Origin of the sequence: Collinsella sp. CLA-AP-H1 (assembly GCF_040092945.1) — a bacterium.
Classification (GTDB): domain Bacteria; phylum Actinomycetota; class Coriobacteriia; order Coriobacteriales; family Coriobacteriaceae; genus Collinsella.
The window spans coordinates 56,859-75,445 of record NZ_JBBNKO010000006.1 but is presented as its reverse complement, the minus strand read 5'-3'; the positions used below and the strand labels follow the sequence as shown (position 1 = coordinate 75,445).

At 61.2% G+C, this 18,587-nt stretch carries 13 protein-coding genes; 1 reads left to right on the top strand and 12 read right to left on the bottom strand.

The annotated features are described in order from the left end of the window. Positions 1-2: 2 nt before the first annotated feature. Positions 3-1,673: an amidophosphoribosyltransferase gene (locus tag AAAV44_RS04995; RefSeq protein ID WP_148331751.1), complete on the bottom strand. Its 1,671-nt coding sequence runs from the start codon at positions 1,671-1,673 to the stop codon at positions 3-5. Between the two features lie 285 nt (positions 1,674-1,958). Between AAAV44_RS04995 and AAAV44_RS04990 the strand changes: the two genes are divergently transcribed. Continuing rightward, positions 1,959-3,188 carry a putative ABC transporter permease gene (locus AAAV44_RS04990; RefSeq protein WP_271760873.1) on the top strand — a complete coding sequence of 410 codons (1,230 nt, stop codon included), beginning with the start codon at positions 1,959-1,961 and terminating at the stop codon, positions 3,186-3,188. 90 nt (positions 3,189-3,278) lie between these two features. Here AAAV44_RS04990 and AAAV44_RS04985 read toward each other — a convergent pair whose 3' ends face one another. The 11 genes from AAAV44_RS04985 to dnaB all read right to left on the bottom strand — a co-directional run bounded on the left by AAAV44_RS04985 (position 3,279) and on the right by dnaB (position 18,513). Next, on the bottom strand, positions 3,279-3,695 hold the full coding sequence (locus AAAV44_RS04985; RefSeq protein WP_349114835.1) for a molybdenum cofactor biosynthesis protein MoaE: 417 nt from the start codon (positions 3,693-3,695) through the stop codon (positions 3,279-3,281). 54 nt (positions 3,696-3,749) lie between these two features. Then, the gene (locus AAAV44_RS04980) at positions 3,750-4,748 is read right to left on the bottom strand and encodes a class B sortase (RefSeq protein WP_349114834.1); all 999 of its coding nucleotides are present in this window, start codon (positions 4,746-4,748) and stop codon (positions 3,750-3,752) included. 36 nt (positions 4,749-4,784) lie between these two features. Further along, entirely contained in the window at positions 4,785-5,249 is a 465-nt protein-coding gene (gene purE, locus AAAV44_RS04975) for a 5-(carboxyamino)imidazole ribonucleotide mutase (RefSeq protein ID WP_349114832.1), read from the bottom strand. A gap of 442 nt (positions 5,250-5,691) precedes the next feature. Beyond that, a complete protein-coding gene (gene carB, locus AAAV44_RS04970) occupies positions 5,692-9,006 on the bottom strand; it encodes a carbamoyl-phosphate synthase large subunit (protein ID WP_349114831.1) in 3,315 nt (1,104 codons plus the stop codon). A 1-nt stretch (position 9,007) separates the two neighbouring features. After that, entirely contained in the window at positions 9,008-10,453 is a 1,446-nt protein-coding gene (gene carA, locus AAAV44_RS04965; protein WP_349114830.1) for a glutamine-hydrolyzing carbamoyl-phosphate synthase small subunit, read from the bottom strand. Between the two features lie 206 nt (positions 10,454-10,659). Further along, positions 10,660-11,625 carry a hypothetical protein gene (locus AAAV44_RS04960; RefSeq protein ID WP_349114829.1) on the bottom strand — a complete coding sequence of 322 codons (966 nt, stop codon included), beginning with the start codon at positions 11,623-11,625 and terminating at the stop codon, positions 10,660-10,662. Positions 11,626-11,644: 19 nt separating this feature from the next. Continuing rightward, positions 11,645-13,417, bottom strand: a complete 1,773-nt coding sequence (locus AAAV44_RS04955) for an ABC transporter ATP-binding protein (protein ID WP_349114827.1) — start codon at positions 13,415-13,417, stop codon at positions 11,645-11,647. Between the two features lie 184 nt (positions 13,418-13,601). Continuing rightward, positions 13,602-14,297: an NUDIX hydrolase gene (locus AAAV44_RS04950; protein ID WP_195363837.1), complete on the bottom strand. Its 696-nt coding sequence runs from the start codon at positions 14,295-14,297 to the stop codon at positions 13,602-13,604. 21 nt (positions 14,298-14,318) lie between these two features. After that, entirely contained in the window at positions 14,319-15,623 is a 1,305-nt protein-coding gene (gene purD, locus AAAV44_RS04945; RefSeq protein ID WP_349114826.1) for a phosphoribosylamine--glycine ligase, read from the bottom strand. A 118-nt stretch (positions 15,624-15,741) separates the two neighbouring features. After that, positions 15,742-17,028 (bottom strand): adenylosuccinate synthase, encoded by a 1,287-nt coding sequence (locus AAAV44_RS04940; RefSeq protein WP_161115595.1) that lies wholly within the window; start codon positions 17,026-17,028, stop codon positions 15,742-15,744. Positions 17,029-17,121: 93 nt separating this feature from the next. Then, positions 17,122-18,513 carry a replicative DNA helicase gene (gene dnaB / locus AAAV44_RS04935; protein ID WP_022094074.1) on the bottom strand — a complete coding sequence of 464 codons (1,392 nt, stop codon included), beginning with the start codon at positions 18,511-18,513 and terminating at the stop codon, positions 17,122-17,124. Positions 18,514-18,587: the final 74 nt, after the last annotated feature.

Sequence of the window (18,587 nt, the reverse complement as noted above, 5' to 3'; positions counted from 1 at the left end):
CTTTAGGCCTCGCCGTGCTCCTCTTCCCAGCTGCGGTCGTCGTATTTCTCGACCACGGCGTCGTCGTCAAAGTGCAGCGGCTTGTCCAGGTTGCGGGGCTTAAAGCCCTCCATGAACTTGTCGCGGCCAAAGCTCTCGGGAATCGCCACGGGGTAGCGTCCGGTAAAGCACGCATCGCAGTAACCGCCCTTGGGCATGACCTTCAGCAGGCCCTCGACCGAAAGGAAGGCCAGCGAATCGGCGCCGATATACTCGCAAATCTCGTCGACCGTCTTGTTGGCGCTGATAAGCTGCGACTGCACGTCGGTATCGATGCCGTAGAAGCACGGCCAGATGACCTCGGGCGAGTTGATGCGGATATGAATCTCCTTGGCGCCGGCGTTGCGCAGCATCTTGACGAGCTGCACCATGGTGGTGCCGCGGACGATGGAGTCGTCGATGACGACTAGGCGCTTGCCCTCGATGTTGTCGCGCAGCGGGTTGAGCTTCATACGCACGCCCATGGCACGCAGCTCCTGCGTAGGCTCGATAAACGTACGGCCCACATAGCGATTCTTGATAAGGCCCTCGCCAAAGGGAATACCGCTCTCGTGCGAATACCCCTCCGCGGGCGGCAGACCGGAGTCGGGCACGCCGATAACCAGGTCGGCCTCGACGGGCTCCTCATGTGCCAGCTGACGACCCATGTCATAACGGCAGGCGTAGACGCTCTTGCCGTTCATGATGGAGTCGGGGCGAGCGAAGTAGACCTGCTCAAAGATGCAGTTAGCAGGCTCTTCGGCGGCAGGCACGCCTTGCTCAGACACAAGGCCCTCGGCGCTGATGCGCAAAATCTCGCCGGGACGGACGTCGCGGACGTACTCGGCGCCCACAATGTCGAGCGCACAAGTCTCGGAGGCGACGACCCAGCCGCCGGCGCGGGTGACATGGGTGGTGGCGTCGACCGTCGCGGCGCCGTCCTGCGACGGCAGCTGCGAAACGGATGCGGCGTCGGCCTGATCCAGGCCCTCGTCCACCAGCTTGCCCAGCACGAGCGGGCGAATGCCGTGCGGGTCGCGGAATGCGTAGAGCGCCTGCTCGTTGATGAGTGTCATGGCGTAGCCGCCGCGCACGAGCTCCATGGTCTTGCGAATGCCCTCGCGCAGATGGCCAGTACGCTGAGTAAAGTAGCCGATGAGTTTGGTCGCGACCTCGGAATCCGAGTTGGAGAGGAACGGTACGCCCAGCTCGATCAGCTGGCGGCGCAGCTCGTCGGTGTTGACGAGGGTGCCGTTGTGCGCGAGCGCGATAATGACGCTATTGATGGTAGAGAGGTGCGGCTGAGAGGCTTCCCAGCTCTTGGCGCCGGCGGTGCCATAGCGCACATGACCCACGGCCAGCTGACCGGAGAGCGTCGATAAGTCGGCATTGGAGAACACGCGGTCGAGCAGGCCCAGGTCCTTGCGGACCATAACCGTACCGCCGTCACCAACAGCGATTCCCGCCGATTCTTGGCCACGGTGCTGCAGTGCACGCAGGCCAAAGTACGTCAGTCGAGCCACGTCACGATCGGGCGCCCACACACCAAAAACGCCGCATTCCTCATGCAGCTGGTCGGAGTCCGGATCATACGTCGACATGGCGTTCACCTGTCCCGCGGCGCGCTCGGCCGCGCGGATGGTTTCTTGAGACATGGCATCCCCTCAGAGCCTCGTATTTTGGCGTTACCCGCCTTATTATACGCACGGCGCGACGCGCTCCCCAGCGCATGAGCAGCGCTTTTTAAAAGCCCACCGAGCTAATAATCCGTTTTGCGGCCAAACATTTTATCGGTCTGCCCAGTGCAAGCGCCCGCGCCCCCATATGGCCGCCGCGTCCACCGTTGGGGATTGCAAAGTTGCAATTGGGACGTTCGTCCTGTCTTTTAGCAGGTCGGCGGCGTATCCTAGTAACCTAGGACAAAGCGAGAAAGGTTCTGTATGGATCGAAACGAACTCGACCCCAGCGTCCCCAGCGCCACGGAGGTCAAGAAGATTCCCCTCATCATTAAAGTGTACGCCGTCCTGTGCATCCTGTCCGGCGTGGGCACACTCCCGTCGGTCGCCGTCTTTATGTGGCAGGTCATCACCGCACTCATTAACGGCAACGCCGCCGCTAAGCTCGGTGATAACACCCTGGTCGCGGTTGGCCTTATCGTCGCCGGCATTATGCTCTCGGCGGCAAGCGCGATCATCTTGATCGTCTTTGGCCTGGACCTCATCAAGGACCAGCGGCGCAATGCCGCCCGCCTGTCTTACGTCCTCATCGCATTTACCGTCGTGGAGCTTTTAGTTGACGTGATGCTCCAGGGTATCGGACCCTTCCTGCTGCGCCCCGCCATTCAGCTCGGTATCCTCATTGCGCTGTCGGCCACCGTCGACCCCACGCTACGCCAGGAGCGCGAACTGCAGCGCCGTCTGCAAGAGATGCTCGACCGCGATGCCGCCGCCGAGGGGATGCTCGGCCGCGACGAAACCGGCGAGGGCTACATCAAGCTCAACTACTTCAACCTGTTCTGGGTATTCTTCGTCTGCAGCGTGTTAGGTCTCATTCTCGAGGAAGTCTGGCATATGGTCGTCGTCGATCCCGGCGTCTATCAGGACCGGGCCGGTATGCTATTTGGCCCCTTTAGCCCCATCTACGGATTTGGCGCGGTGCTCATGACCATGGCGCTCAACCGCTTCTATAAAAAGAATCCTCTGATCATTTTCCTGGTAAGTGCCCTGATCGGCGGCGCTTTCGAGGTGTTTGTAGGCTGGTTTATGCAGACCTCATTTGGCGTGGTCTCGTGGAGCTACTCGCACATGAAGCTGTTCGGCATGCCCGACCCACTCGCCGTCCTTACGGGCGGACGCACCTGCACGGGCTTTGCCTGCCTGTGGGGCCTGGGTGGCCTTATCTGGATCAAGCTGCTGCTGCCGAGGCTGCTCAAGCTCATCAACATGATTCCGTGGAAGAGCCGCTACTCGGCTACCGTCATCTTTACCGTCATTATGCTGGTCGACGGCGTCATGACGCTACAGTCGCTCGACTACTGGTACCAGCGCGTCAACGGCACGGAGCCGGATATTCCCGTCGCGCAGTTCTACGGCAAGTACTTCGATAACGACTACATGGAGAACCGCTTCCAGAGCATGACCATGAGCCCCAAGGATGCGACGCGCGTGTAGCGCCCACCGCGCCCAAAACGCAAAATGCCCGCCGGTATCACACGTACCGGCGGGCATTTTTATAAACGACCCTTCTATCGACGCAAGCCCCTACGCCTCGCGCTCGACCTCGCTCACACACTCATTTTTGATGGTACCGACGAGCGCCTGCAGTGCGTCGACCACATGCGGGCGAATGTCCCCGCCAATGAGTACGAGCATGATGTCGTCGCCCACGGCAAGCTCGCCGCTCGCCAGCCACACGCGCACATAGCCGATACCCGGCATCGCGCGCGTTGCCTCGATGGCGGCCTGCACCTTTTCGGCATCGAAGCCGAACACCATGCCGCCCACCTTATGTCCAGGCGCCACACCATTTGTCTCGACCCCACGCACCTCGGACTTAGGCGTCGCACGCACCACGCCGTTGTGTGTCAGGTACATCCCGCAATCAGCCGCCGAGACATCGGCCTTGGCTTCGCGCAACCAGGCATCAACCGAAGGCATCGATTTGCCATTCTCAAGCATCATTTCTCCTTTTGATTTCCAGGGTTATCTTTTGGGACGGGGCTCCCGGACACTTTATTCCTCGACCGGCGTGAGCACCATGACTGCGCGCGTATTGCTAAATGACAGCGAACGGCAGGTCACAAGCGTTACGACCTTGGTTGCCGAAGCGGCACGATCGGTGGCATCGCTCGCCACGGCCGAGGCGCCATCGAGCATCTCGGACAGGTAATTCTTCAGTCCGTCATCGCCCTCAAAGTTGGGCGTGCGCGCCTTGGCATATGTGTCCTCGACCACCTTGGTCGCCAGCGGGCGCAACTTATACGTCGCATCGCGCGTGATGTAGTACATGTATTCCATGCTGTCGAACGTCGCCTGATCGGTCGTATCCGAAACCACGTTGAACATCGAACCGTCGTTCATGTGATGACCGTAGATCGTGGTCTGCTGATCCACCATGCCCGGCGCGGTGTCGTCGCTATCCAAGAAGATGGCCCCCGAGGCATTGGCCGTACCGTCAAACAGCGTGTTGAGGTACTTGGAGTTGTTGTTGGTTTGCACCACGGGGTAGTTGATGTTGGTGCCGGACGCGTAAATCCACCCCACAACCTCGGGATTTGTCTGGGCAAGCGCATTGAAGTCGATAATCGGCACGCCGCTGGCGTCCTTGTCACTCACATATTGCTTTTCGATTTTTTGATACGACTCGCTCGCCTGCTTGTAGCCAATCTGCGCGTTGATAAAGATGGCGGCAGCGGCAACGACCAGGCCAATGCCGATAATGATGAGCAGTATGGGAATGACGGAGCGGCGCTTTTTGCGCGGCGGCTCGGTATAGCTCGATGGCGCAGTATGCGCCGAAGAGCGAGGTGACTTCTTGGCCGTACTGTATGACGAAGGGCGATATGCAGCAGGTGTATCCTGACGGCGATGCTTCGCCGGCGTCACGGGGCGCGGCGGGCGCGGCTGCTGAGGAGAGGATGTCCGACCCTGCTGCGGCGCGCGGGCTGCTCCCGACTTGGCTGGATCGGGAATCCGAGAAGCCGAAAAACGCTTTCCCTGATAGTCGGACATGGCTCTCCTTATGCTGCAAATGGACTGGCGGAGCGCTTAGGCGTCAGCCATCTCCTGCTTCATCTTCTCGATAACCATGCGGTACTCGGGGTCGCAGGCGCCCAGGATCTGCGTGGCGTAGATGGCAGCATTCTTGGCACCGTTGATGGCCACACAAGCAACGGGCACGCCCGAAGGCATCTGCACCATCGACAACAGCGAGTCCATGCCACCCAGATCGCTCGTCTTCATAGGCACACCGATGACCGGCAGCGGCGTAAATGCAGCCACGACACCGCCCAAGTGAGCAGCCTTGCCGGCGGCAGCGATAATCACCTTGATGCCGCGGTCGGCAGCGGTCGAGGCCCACTCGTGGACCTTCGCCGGCGTGCGGTGTGCGCTCGCAATGACAAGCTCATAGGGCACACCGAGCGCCTCGAGCTCGACGGTGCAACCTTCCATAACGCCCAGATCGGACTTGGAACCCATGATGATCCCGACAACCGGCTTTTGATCTGCCATAAACAAAGACCTCCTGTTGAGAGCGGTGACGCGGCGAATCCGCGACCCTTAACTACTGAGAGTAGTATAGCTGCTCCCGTCCCTGCGGTCTGCGTGGTGCTTTGCGGGCGGGCCAGGCTTTATCTTCACTCCGGTTGCTTTGCAAAGTCGTTCAGATAAAGCCTGTCCCGCCCGCAAAGCACCCCTCGACCTACCGGGGATTGCTATGACGTACGTTGGCTGAAATATTAACGTGGGATCCGCCGTTCGAACGAACGGCGGATCCCACACTCACTTTTTATTCAGCCCTAGTCATCGCGCAAAGCCCCTTCGGCAGCACACGGTGCAGCCAAGTCACCGCAGGCCGGGGCGGGAGGGGCCGAGTTTCCTCCTGAGCGACTCTGCTTGCAGCCGGAGCGAAAGGGGGAAACTCGGCCCCTCCCGCCCCGGCCGACCAGGTCAACTACACCGTGTACTGCGGCAGGTCCTGCAGGGCGATGACGTCCATGCCCATGTCGTTGGCGCTGCCGTGACCCTGCTCGTCCTCGCGCACGGCCTCGATGGCGCTCACGTACGTGTTGGCCGCAGACATCGCCGTCACGCAGGTCACGCCACGACGGACGGCCTCGGTGCGTAGCAGGTAGCCATCGCCACGCGAGCCCGGGCCGTACGGCGTATTGACGATCACCGCAATCTTGCCATCGGCGATGAGGTCACCAATGTTGGGACGCTCGCCGTCGTGCGGGCCGCTGATCTTCTCCACGACTTCGCACGTCACGTTGCCTCCGCGCAGCACGCGCGCCGTACCCTCGGTGGAGCAGATATCAAAGCCCAGGTAGCGCAGGATACGAGCGACCGAAAGGATATGACGCTTGTCGCGGTCGCACACGCTGATGAACACCTTGCCGCAGCTCGGATCGGGCAGCTTGTAGTCAATCGCCAGCTGCGTCTTGGCATATGCCTCGGGATAGCTCTTGGCGATACCCATGACCTCGCCCGTCGACTTCATCTCGGGACCCAGGATAACGTCGGCGCCCGGGAAACGACCCCAGGGCATAACGGCTTCCTTCATGCAGAACCAGTCCAGCTGACGCTCGTCGCTCGGCAGGCCCAAGCTCGAGATGGAATCGCCCGCCATGATACGTGCGGCACACTTGGCGAGCGGCACGCCGGTGGCCTTGGAGATAAACGGCACGGTGCGGCTGGCACGCGGGTTGGCCTCGATCACGTAGACGGTCTCGCCCTTAATGGCGTACTGCACGTTGACCAGGCCGCGTACGCCCAGCGCCATCGCGATGCGGCGCGTGGTCTCGCGAAGCTTTGCCTGCAGGCTCTCGCTAAAGCTGAACGGCGGGATGCAGGTCGCAGAGTCGCCGGAGTGAATACCGGCCTCCTCGATATGCTCCAGAATGCCGCCGATGTAGACCTCTTCGCCATCGCACAGGGCGTCGACATCGGACTCGATCGCACCCTCCAAGAAGCGGTCCAGGTACACCGGGTAGTCGGGGCTAATGCGCGCGGCCTCGGCCATGTAATCGCGCAGATGCTCGGCATCGTAGGCGATCATCATGCCGCGGCCGCCCAGCACGTAGCTCGGACGCACCAGCAGCGGGTAGCCGATGTGCGCGGCAACGGCCTCGGCTTCCTCAAACGAGGTTGCCTGGCCCGCCGGCGGATACATAATGCCCAGCTTGTCGAGCAGGGCGGCAAAGCGCTCGCGGTCCTCGGCAAAATCGATGGCGTCGGGCTTGGTACCCATGATGTTCACGCCGCTCTCCTCGAGCATGCGCGCCAGCTTAAGCGGAGTCTGGCCGCCGAGCGTCACCACGACGCCGTCGGGGCGCTCAACATCGATAACGTCCATGACGTCCTCGTAGGTGAGCGGCTCAAAGTAAAGGCGGTCGGACGTGTCGTAGTCGGTCGAAACGGTCTCGGGATTGCAGTTGACCATGATGGTCTCAAAGCCGCGGGCCGCCAGCGCGTAGCTCGCGTGCACGCAGCAGTAATCGAACTCGATACCCTGGCCAATGCGGTTGGGACCGGCGCCCAGGATCATCGCCTTGGGCTTGTCCGCCGGCGTGGCCTCGTCGGGAGCTACGCACTTCTTGGCATCCGGGCTCGTGCGGTAGATGTTCTCGTACGTCTTGTAGTGGTACTCCGTGGCGCTCGAGAACTCCGCAGCGCAGGTATCGACCGTCTTCATGCTGGGAACCACGCCAAGGCCCTTGCGATAGGCGCGCACAAAGCGCTCGTCCGAGCCGGTCAGCGCGGCGATCTCGGCGTCGCTCGTACCGTACTGCTTGAGCAGACGCATCGCGTCGGCGTCGATATCCTCCACACGCAGGCCGCGGATGCTCTCCTGGACCTGCACCATGTCGTTGATGCGGTTGAGGTACCACGGGTCGATGCCGCAGATGGCATGGATGCGAGCGATGTCCCAGCCACGGCGCAGAGCCTCGACCACAAAGAAGATGCGATGCTCGGTCGGAGTTGCCACGGCCTGAGCGAGCTCGTCGTCGCTCAGCTTATCGGCGCCCTCTTTGCCACCGGCGCAAATGCCCTGGTGGCCGTCCTCCAGCGAGCGCATAGCTTTGCCAAAGGCCTCCTCAAAGGTGCGGCCGATTGCCATGATCTCGCCCACGGCCTTCATGCGCGTGGTGAGCGTGGGGTCGGTGCCCTTGAACTTCTCGAAGGCAAAGCGCGGCACCTTTACCACGCAGTAATCGATCGTGGGCTCAAAGCAAGCGGGCGTTGCCTTGGTGATATCGTTGACGATCTCGTCGAGCGTATAGCCCACGGCCAGGCGCGCGGCGGCCTTAGCGATGGGGAAACCCGTGGCCTTGGAGGCCAGTGCGGACGAGCGGCTCACGCGCGGGTTCATCTCGATGACGATCAGGCGGCCGGTGCTGGGGTTCACGGCAAACTGCACGTTGGAGCCACCGGTCTCGACGCCGATCTTCTCCAGAATGGCGAGCGAGGCCACGCGCATGCGCTGATACTCAAGGTCGGAGAGCGTCTGCGCCGGCGCCACGGTGATGGAGTCGCCGGTATGCACGCCCATGGGGTCGAGGTTCTCGATGGAGCACACGATGATGCCGTTGCCGGCGTGGTCACGCATGACCTCCATCTCGTACTCTTTCCAACCCTCGATGGACTCCTCGACCAGCACCTCGTGGGCGGGCGAGAGTTCCAGGCCCTGGCTCACGATGGAGACGAGCTCCTCGTGGGTGTGAGCGATGCCGCCGCCGGCGCCGCCGAGGGTAAAGCTCGGGCGCAGTACGCAGGGATAGCCCACGCGCTCGGCGATAGCCTCGGCGTCGGCCACGCTGTAGGCATAGCCCGAGCGCGCGACCTCCAGGCCAATCTCGGCCATGGCCTCGTTAAAGAGCTTGCGGTCCTCGCCGCGCTCGATGGCGTCCAGATCGCAGCCGATCATCTCGACGCCGTACTTGTCGAGCGTACCGTCTTTCGCCAGCTCGACGGCGGCGTTCAGACCGGTCTGGCCGCCCAGCGTGGGCAGCAGCGCGTCCGGGCGCTCCTTCTTGATCACGCGCTCGATAAATTCGGCGGTGATGGGCTCGACATAGGTGCGGTCGGCCAAACCCGGATCGGTCATGATGGTCGCCGGGTTGGAGTTGACCAGGATGACCTCAAAGCCATCCTCCTTGAGCACCTTGCAGGCCTGGGCACCAGAGTAGTCAAACTCACAGGCCTGACCGATAACGATGGGGCCCGAACCAATGACGAGGATACGCTTGATGTCAGTACGTTTAGGCATGTTAGTTCTCCTCGGTCTCGGTCGCAGCGGAACCATTGTCGGCAAAGTTCCAGCCCTGCAGGCGGTCCTTCGCGGTGTCGATGTCCAGGTAGTTCTCCTCGCCGTCCATGAGTCGCGTAAAGGCGGTAAAGAGATAGTGGGCATCGGTGGGTCCGGGCGAGGCCTCGGGGTGGTACTGCACCGAGAAGCACGGCGCGTCGAGCAGCTGGATGCCCTCGGCGGTGCCGTCGTTGAGGTTCACATGCGTCAGGCGAATGCGGCCGAAGCGCTCGTTCATCACGACTGGCGCGATGCCGCGGCGCACCCAGACGCGCAGATCCCCATCGGCCGCATGCTCGGTCTCGCCGCCGGAAAACTCGGGGACAAGCTTGCCCAAGCTGGGGAACAGCAGACCAAAGCCATGGTTTTGCGCGGTAATCTCCACGCGACGGCTTACCAGGTTCATGACCGGCTGGTTGCCACCGCGGTGACCGAACTTAAGCTTTTCCATCTGAGCGCCGCAGGCCAGGCTGATCATCTGGTGACCAAGACAAATACCAAAGACCGGCACCTTGCCGATCAGCTGCTGCACCTGCTCGTAGGTCTCCACCACGGCGTCGGGGTCGCCGGGACCATTGGACAAAAAGACGCCATCGGGATTCATGTCGAGCACCTCACTCGCGGGCGTATCCCACGGCACGACGGTAAGGTCGCAGCCGGCGCGGACCAGACCCTCCAGAATGCCGCGCTTCACACCGCAGTCGTAGGCGACCACTTTGTGACGGGCAGGAGCGGCAGCCGTAAGCGCAAAGTCATGCGTGGCAGGCAGGTCGGCGGCCACAAACTCGTGAGGTACGGGGCAACTTACGGTCTTGACCAGGTTCTCGCCTACCAGCGTGGGCGCTGCGGCCAGACGCTCGGCAAGCTCGTCGACGTCGAAGATCTCGGTCGAAATAATGCCCATCTTGGAACCATTGTCGCGCAGGTGGCGCACCAGGGCGCGAGTGTCGACACCCTCGATAGCGACGATGCCGTGAGCGCACAGGTACTCCGGCACGCTGACGGCCGAGCGCCAGTTAGAAGGCGTGGCGCACATGTCGCGAACGATCATGCCGCGCATGGCCGGAGCGCTCGCAGGGCGCACGGCGTCGCCGGGGAAGGCCGACTGGACGTCGGTCTCGTCGATACCGTAGTTGCCGATCTGCGGATAGGTCATGGTTACGATTTGGCCGGCATAACTCGGGTCGGTCATGACCTCAAAGTAGCCCTCGAGCGAGGTGTTGAAACAAACTTCGCCGGTCGCGGTGCCCTCGGCGCCGCATGCACGTCCATAAAAAATGGTCCCATCCTCAAGATACAGGATGCAGGGACCGCAGGTGCCCTTGCTGGTTTTGGCCAGCATACGCTGGCAAAGCTCGCTGGGCGCGAAGGTGCGGGCGGCAGCGCCCGCGGTATGGTTGTTCGCCATAATTCTCCTTCCCGGTCTCACAGGACCGGCTTAAAGGTGTGTAGTTAGGCCTCGCGGTATTGTAACCGCAAGCATGCCTCATGGCGTTAATTTCATCGAAATGTTTACGAAATGATAATTATGACTTTCTATGCATAATGTTTTTTAATCCCCGTCCCAGAAAAATCATCCCGCGGGGCTTGTGGCTCACGCGGGATGATGGCGTCTTATTTTTTCTTGTCCTGTTCCAGCAGTTCGGACGGTGTGCGATCGGGCTTGCCGCCACGGAAAATCTCGCGGCCATGCAGACGATGCTCCAGATCGCGCTCGGCTTTTTCCTCGTCAATCTTGGTCTGGCTCACCACCGGGTCCTCAATCAACGACGACACCGAGTTCACCTGTTTCTGAATGCGCTCGGCGATGGTGTCATCCATACTCACGATGCGCATCTTCCAGTCGATGCTCGTGGCGTTGGATGAGCTCTTGGTCCACACGAACGTCAAAATGGCGCTCTGGTGGCCGCGCGCGGGGAACATGCCAAAGAAGGAATCGTGCTGAATGTTGCTATCCTCGTCGATATAGGCGTGAACGTTATACACCACGCGGTCGATCTTATCGTTGAGCAGCGCGTTGGTCGCAAGCGCCGCGGCCTGGATCTGCCCGTTGGACAGCAGCTCGAGCTCGTTGGCAGACGATGTGTCCAACACCGTCACCTCGACCGTGCCCGTACGCTCATCGGCTTCATCGACGGTAAAGTCGAGCGGGAACTGCGTAAAGCCGTTGCCCCACTCGAGTCCACCCTTGAGTGCTGTAGAAACGGTATCAACCGAAACGCTCTCGGACAGGTTGGCGGTATTCAGACGGCGCATCACGCCGTAGCCGATCTGCATGCCCACGATCAGCACCAAGATGCCGATAACCACGACCATGGCAGTCTTCGTAATGGTATGGCTCACCTGCGAACCCGAAGGGTCGTCCTCGGACAGCGGGTCGATATGTTTTGCCTGGCTCGCGCGGTCCTCGCTGCGCAGCTGCGCTAGCGCCGCTTTGTCACCGCGCTTGACGGCGGCCTCTTTCTCGCGCATGCGCTCGGTACGCTTTTTGGCAAGCGTAGGATCCAAGACGCCGGATGCATCGATTTCGGAGAATAACTCCGTCACTTCTTCCGGAGTCAAAGGGTTCTTATCAGCCATGATCTTCCTGTCATATCAATCAGTCGAGCTCGTGCGCACGCGCACCTTCGAACTGCATTCGATAGTAACGGGCATAAGTGCCACCACGGGCGAGAAGCTCCTCGTGCGTGCCACGCTCCACAACGCGACCATGCTCAACGGTCGCAATCTCATCGGCATGCTTAATGGTCGAAAGACGATGGGCGATGATAATCGTGGTGCGGCCGCGTGCCAGCTCTTCGAGTGACCCCTGCACCGCCTCCTCGCTCTCGTTATCCAAAGCACTCGTCGCCTCGTCCAAAATCAGGATCTTGGGGTTCTTGAGAAACACGCGCGCGATGGCAACGCGCTGCTTCTGTCCGCCCGAAAGACGGCTGCCGCGCTCGCCCACCACGGTGTCGTAGCCCTGCGGAAGCGACTCGATAAAGGCATCGATGTTGGCGCGACGGGCGGCCTCGGCGATCTCTTCTGCCGTAGCGCCCGGCTTGCCGTAGGCGATGTTCTCGCCAATCGTACCGTCAAACAGATAGACATCCTGCTGCACCAGGCCGATGGCACGACGCAGGCTCTGCTGCGTCACATCACGCACGTCCTGGCCGTCGATGCTAATGGATCCGGCAGCCACGTCATAAAAGCGCGGCAACAGCGAACAGGTCGTGGACTTGCCACCGCCCGAAGGGCCAACCAAAGCGATGGTCTGCCCGGGCTTGATGGACAGATTCATATGGTCGATAACGGGACGCTCGTCGGCATCGCCCTCGCCCAGCTCAACGTCCTCGTAGTTAAAGCACACGTCGTGATACTCCACGGCGCCGGCAGTCACCTGCAGATCAGTGGCGCCCGGCTTGTCCTGGATATCCGGCGCGGTCGAGAGCACCTCGTCCATACGCTTAAAGCCGGCGATAGCCTTCTGATACGTTTCGGCCGAATTGACGAGCGTCTCAAGCGGCGTGCAGAACAGCGAAATATAGAGTGCAAAGGTCGCCATATCGACCGCCTGCAGCTGTCCCTGGGCGACCAGCCAGCCGCCCAGCAGCACCACGATCACATAGAGCACACCCGAGAGCAGGCCATACGTCGCGGTATAGACGCCCATGGCGTGATACATGTTCTCCTTGGACGAAAGATAGCGATTGTTGGAGGCGCGGAACTTGAAGCGTTCGGTCTCCTCATTGGCAAAACTCTTGACCACGCGCATGCCCGCCAGCGAATCCTGCAGCTGCGCATTGATGCCGCTGATCTTTTTGCGGTTGTCGCTAAAGACCTCGCGCATGCGCATGTTCTGCCAAAACATGATGACCGCAAACGCCGCCGTCACCACGGCCATGGCGAGCGCCAGCACCGGGGCGATGGTAAAGAGGATCACAAACGAGCCGATAATCTCGATGCCGCAGATGATGATCCACTCGGGCACGTGGTGCGCCGCCTCGCAGATATCGAACAGATCGTTGACCACGCGGCTCATCATGTCGCCCGAACTGTTGCGGTCGAAGTACGCAAAGCTAAAGCGCTCGTACTGGTCAAACAGGTCCTCGCGCATCTTGGACTCCATGCGCGCACCCATCACGTGGCCCCAGTAGCTCACAAAGTAGCGGCAGGCGCAGCGAACGGCATACATCAGCACCAGCCCCACCGCGATCATACCGAGCGCCTGCATAATGGCAGCCTGGCCCTGGGTAAACAGCCCACCGGTCAAATTGCGCAGGATAATGGGGAACGCCAGGTCAATGGCGGCAAGCACCAGAGCACAAACAGTATCAGCAACAAAAAGCCCCATCTGGGGCTTGTAATAAGACAAAAACCTCTTAAACATAATCACCTTACGCGGTTTTACCAAACCGCGTTTCGTCTCGACGCTGCAAGTGCTCCATTTGGACAATCTGGCCTTCAATCGTCGGTCGCGTATATCCATACGCTTCCCTCCTCTTTTAGGCCACCTTGTCTCAAATGGAGCACTTTCGCTGACTTACACAAACCTGCGGGATCATCCCCGCTCGTTAAAGCTCAGTTCCGCCCAGCCTGTGCGCGATGCTATCGCAGGCCAAGGCGCCTACGACGGTCTTGGCGTCTTCGATCTTGCCGTCGAGCACGGCGTCGATCAGCTCGTGCAGCGGCACCAGGTCCACGTTGACAAACTCGTCATCATCGGGGTTGGGCGCATCAAACTCGAGCTTGGTAGCCAAGTAGATGTGGATGATCTCATCGCAAAAACCGCAGGACGTGACAATCGACGTCAAAAAGCGAATACGACCAGCCCTAAAGCCCGTCTCCTCATGCAGTTCGCGCTTGGCGCAATCGAGCGGGTCCTCGCCTGGATCGAGCTTGCCGGCGGGAATCTCGACCGTCACGCGGTCGATGGCGGTGCGGTACTGACGCACCAGTACGATCTTGCCGCTCTCGGTCAGTGCCACAACGGCCGCCGCACCCGGATGGCGAACGATATCGCGGGCGCTGCGGTGGCCGTTGGGCAGCTCAACCTCAAGACGGTGGACGTCGAGGATCTTGCCCTTCCAGGCGCACTCCTCCGAAAGAATCTTCTCGTGCAGCTCAGCATCGTGCGGGTCGTCGTCGCCCAGCACCAGCGCCGGCTCGTCAGCGACCTCGCCACCAGGTTCGCCCTCGGCGTGCCCATACATGCGGCTGTCCTCTTCGACAATCTGCGCGTCCACGAGCTCTTCGTTCTTCTCGTCCATCCGTCTCATTCCTCTCGGATTTTAGGCATCCCAGGCGTCGCGACCGCGCAGAGCGCGCAGGCCGATGTCGTGACGCAGGGTCTTGCCCTCAAAATCAATCTTCTCGCAGGCCTCGTAGGCAAGGTTGCGAGCGTTCTCGAACGTGTCGCCCAGAGCGGTCACGGCAAGCACGCGGCCACCATTGGTCACGAGCTGGCCGTCCACCACGGCAGTGCCCGCGTGGTACACGGTCACGTTCTCCATGGCCTCGGCATCGGCGATACCGGTGATGACCTTGCCCTTCTCGTAGCTGCCGGGGTAGCCCGCGCTCGTCAGGACAACGGCCACGGCCCACTCGTCACGCCAGTCGAGTTCAATCTGATCGAGCTCGCAGTTGGCACAAGCCAGCATGACCTCGACCAGGTCGTTCTTAAGGCGCGGAAGCACGACCTGCGTCTCGGGGTCGCCAAAGCGGGCGTTGAACTCCAGCACCTTGGGGCCGGCGGGTGTGAGCATAAAGCCGCCGTACAGGCAGCCGCGGTAGTCGATGCCCTCGGCAGCGAGCTCGGCCACGGTCTGCTCCATGACCGCCACCATGGTGGCGTGCTCCTCGTCAGTCACGATGGGCACCGGGCTGTAGACGCCCATGCCGCCGGTGTTGGGACCCTTGTCGCCCTCGAGCGCGCGCTTGTGGTCCTGCGAGGTTGCCATGGGGCGCACGGTCTTGCCGTCGGTAAAGGCCAGCAGCGAGCACTCAGGACCAACGAGCATCTCCTCGATAACCACGGTGTTGCCGGCATCGCCAAAGGCGCCGCCGAAGCACTCGCGCACGGCTTCCTCGGCCTGCTCAAGTTCGGTCGCCACGATAACGCCTTTGCCCGCGGCAAGGCCGTCGGCCTTCACGACCAGCGGGGCGCCCTGCTCACGCACATAGGCAAGAGCCGAAGCCTCGTCGGTAAACGAACCATAGGCTGCCGTCGGAATGCCCGCACGCTCCATGAGCTGCTTGGAGAACAGCTTGGAGCCCTCCATCTGGGCACCCTCGGCACCCGGGCCAAAGCAGGGAATACCCGCCGCGCGCACGGCGTCGGCCACGCCCGCCACGAGCGGAGCCTCGGGGCCAATTACCACGAGTCCGCATCCGCGGCTCTGAGCAAACGCTGCCACGGCCGCAGGATCGCAGTCGTCGAGAACAACGTTCTCGCCGCAGCTCGCGGTGCCGCCGTTGCCCGGCGCGATGTAGAGCTTGCCGGCGCGCGGTGATGCTGCGAGCTTAGCTGCCAAAGCATGCTCACGGCCGCCGCTGCCCAACAACAGGATGTCGATGGTTTGAGTGTCCGCCTTCAAGGGTGCCTCCTCTATGGATTAACGGCCCGCTCCGCGCGAGCCCTTTGCAAGCAAATATACCCCTCGGCCGCCCGTCCGGGCTGCAAAGGGGCATATCGCAATAACCAAATAGTCCCGATTACTTCCAGAATCGGTTGATGATCTGCTCGCGACCAGCGCCAACGCCAATGAACGTCACGCGGGTGTGTGCCAGATCCTCGATAAACGCCACGTAGTCCTGGGCCTCCTGCGGCAGCTCCTCAAAGCTGCGGCAGCCGGTGATATCGCACTTCCAGCCAGGAAGCTCCTCGTAGATGGGCTTGGCATGCTCAAAGCGCACCTGATGCTCGGGCACGCTCGTGTAACGCTCGCCATCGACGTCATAGGCAACGCACACCTTAATGGTGTCGAAGGCCGAAAGCACGTCGAGCTTGGTCATGGCGATATCGGTGAGGCCGTTGACGCGCGAGGCGTAGTTGGCGATGGGGCCGTCAAACCAGCCGCAGCGACGACGGCGACCGGTGGTCACGCCGTACTCGTAGCCCTCCTCGGTCAGCGTGTGGCCGGCCTCGGACTCATAGGAAAGCTCGGTGGGCATGGGGCCCGAACCGACGCGGGTGATATAGGCCTTCATGACGCCCAGCACGCGGTCGACGTTCTTCATGCCCACGCCGGAGCCGGTGATGGCGCCGCCGGCGGTGCAGTTGGAAGACGTCACGTACGGATAGGTACCGTGGTCGATGTCGAGCAGCGTCGCCTGGGCGCCCTCAAACAGCAGGTCCTTGCCCTCGTCAATCATGTTGTTGAGCAGCAGACTCGTCTCGGTGATGTAGGGACGCAGGCGCTCGGCCATCGGCAGGTACTCGTCGCAAATCTGGTCCACGGTGTAGGTGGGCAGATTGTAGATGAGCTCGAGCTCGGGGTTCACGCGGGCGAGAGCGGTCTCCAGCTTGTCGCGGAACAGCGTCTCGTCCAGCATGTCCTGCATGCGCAGACCAATGCGGGCCATCTTGTCCTGATAGCACGGACCGATACCGCGCTTGGTGGTACCGATGTTCTTCTTGCCGAGCTTCTGCTCAAAGGCGCCATCCAGATCAATGTGGTACGGCATGATGACATGCGCGTTTCCGCTAATCTTGAGGTTCTTGGTGGTGATGCCGTCGGCCTCGAACATGTCGATCTCCTCAAGGACAACCTTGGGGTTGACGACGCAGCCGTTACCGATCACCGACACGTGGTCGGAATACATGATGCCGGAGGGCACCTGGTGCAGGCCGTACTTCTTGCCGTTGACGACGATGGTGTGACCGGCGTTGTTGCCGCCCGAGTAGCGCACGACGGCATCGAAGTCGCCGGCGACCAGATCGCAAATCTTACCCTTGCCCTCATCGCCCCACTGGGCACCGACCAAAACGGTTGACGGCATGTTTACTCCTTACATTCATGGACTGTCTACGCACCACGCCGGCACGCAGAAGCACAAAACGTTCCCAGTATACCCGTGCAACGGGCGCCTGTCCTACTCCTCGGCATGCGCCCCATCAAGCTCATAGAACTTGGTGGATGCCGGCAGGAACATCAGGTCGACGTCGCCGATCGGGCCCGAACGGTTCTTGGCCACGACGATACGCGTAACGCCCTCGTCGGGTCGATCGTCGCGCGAGGCCTCGGCCTCGTCGGCGGAACGGTCCAAGAACATAACGATATCGGCGTCCTGCTCGATGGAGCCCGATTCACGAAGGTCGGAAAGCTGCGGGCGCTTGCCGGTACGGGATTCGACCTGACGTGAGAGCTGCGACAGCGCGATGAGCGGGATCTTGAGCTCCTTGGCCATGATCTTCAAACCACGCGACATCTCCGAGACCTCGACGGTACGGCTCTCGGAGCGGCGTCCCGGCGGAGGACTCACCAGCTGCAGGTAGTCCAGGATGATAATTGCCTTCTCCTTGTTATGGAGCATACGGCGGCTCTTGGCGCGAATCTCGGTCACTGTGGTGCCGGGTGTATCGTCAATCAGAATATCGAGCTTGGACAAGGTCTGCGTGGCCTCGTTGATATTGGCCCACTGCTCGGGGCTAATGCGGCCCATGCGGAAGTCACTGATCGAGATCATGGCGTAGGCGCAAATCAGACGCTGGGCAATTTCCTTGCCCGACATCTCCAGAGAGAAGAAGCCGACAGTATAACCGGCAGCGGCAGCGTTGAGTGCCAGATTCAGTGCGAACGACGTCTTACCTACAGCAGGACGGGCGCCGATGATGATGAGCTGGCCCTCGCGAAAACCCATGAGCATGCGGTCGAGTGACGGAAAGCCCGTGGGCACGCCCGCAGCCTGGCCACCGGCCTGGCACACTTCCTCGGCCTCGTTATAGGCCTCGACCATAAACTCGGTCAACGTCTTGTAGCTCGACTTGACCTCGCGTGCCGTAACCTTGAGCAGCTTGCTCTCGGCCAGCTCGACAACCTCTTTGGTGTCGGTGGGGGCGTTATATGCCAGCGCGTTGATCTCGTTAGTGGCGCCGATCAGCTCGCGCAGCATCGAGTCGCGGCGAACGATGGCGGCATGGTGCTGCCAGTTGACGAGCGACAGGGTCTGACCCATCAACTCCAAAATGTACGCTTCGCCGCCCACGGCATCGAGCTTGTTGATGCTTCGCAGGTAATCGATCAGCGAGATGGAGTCGATGGGAATGCGGCTGTTGTACATATCGACCATCGCAGTATAGATGGTCTTATGAATGGGCCGGTAGAAGTCATCGGGCTGCAGCTCGACCTGGGCCTCTTCGACCACCTCGGGCGATAGCAGCATAGCGGCCAGTACATTGGCCTCTGCATCTTGGTTTTGGGGAAGACCCAACTTTGAGCCGCGGTCCTCAACCGTCAGCCCGGTCTCCCTATCGTCATATGCCATGAGCATCCTCATTCATATCGCTTGCGAGCATCCATAGTATCAGCCATGGTCCCAAAACGCGCCGTGCGCCGCCA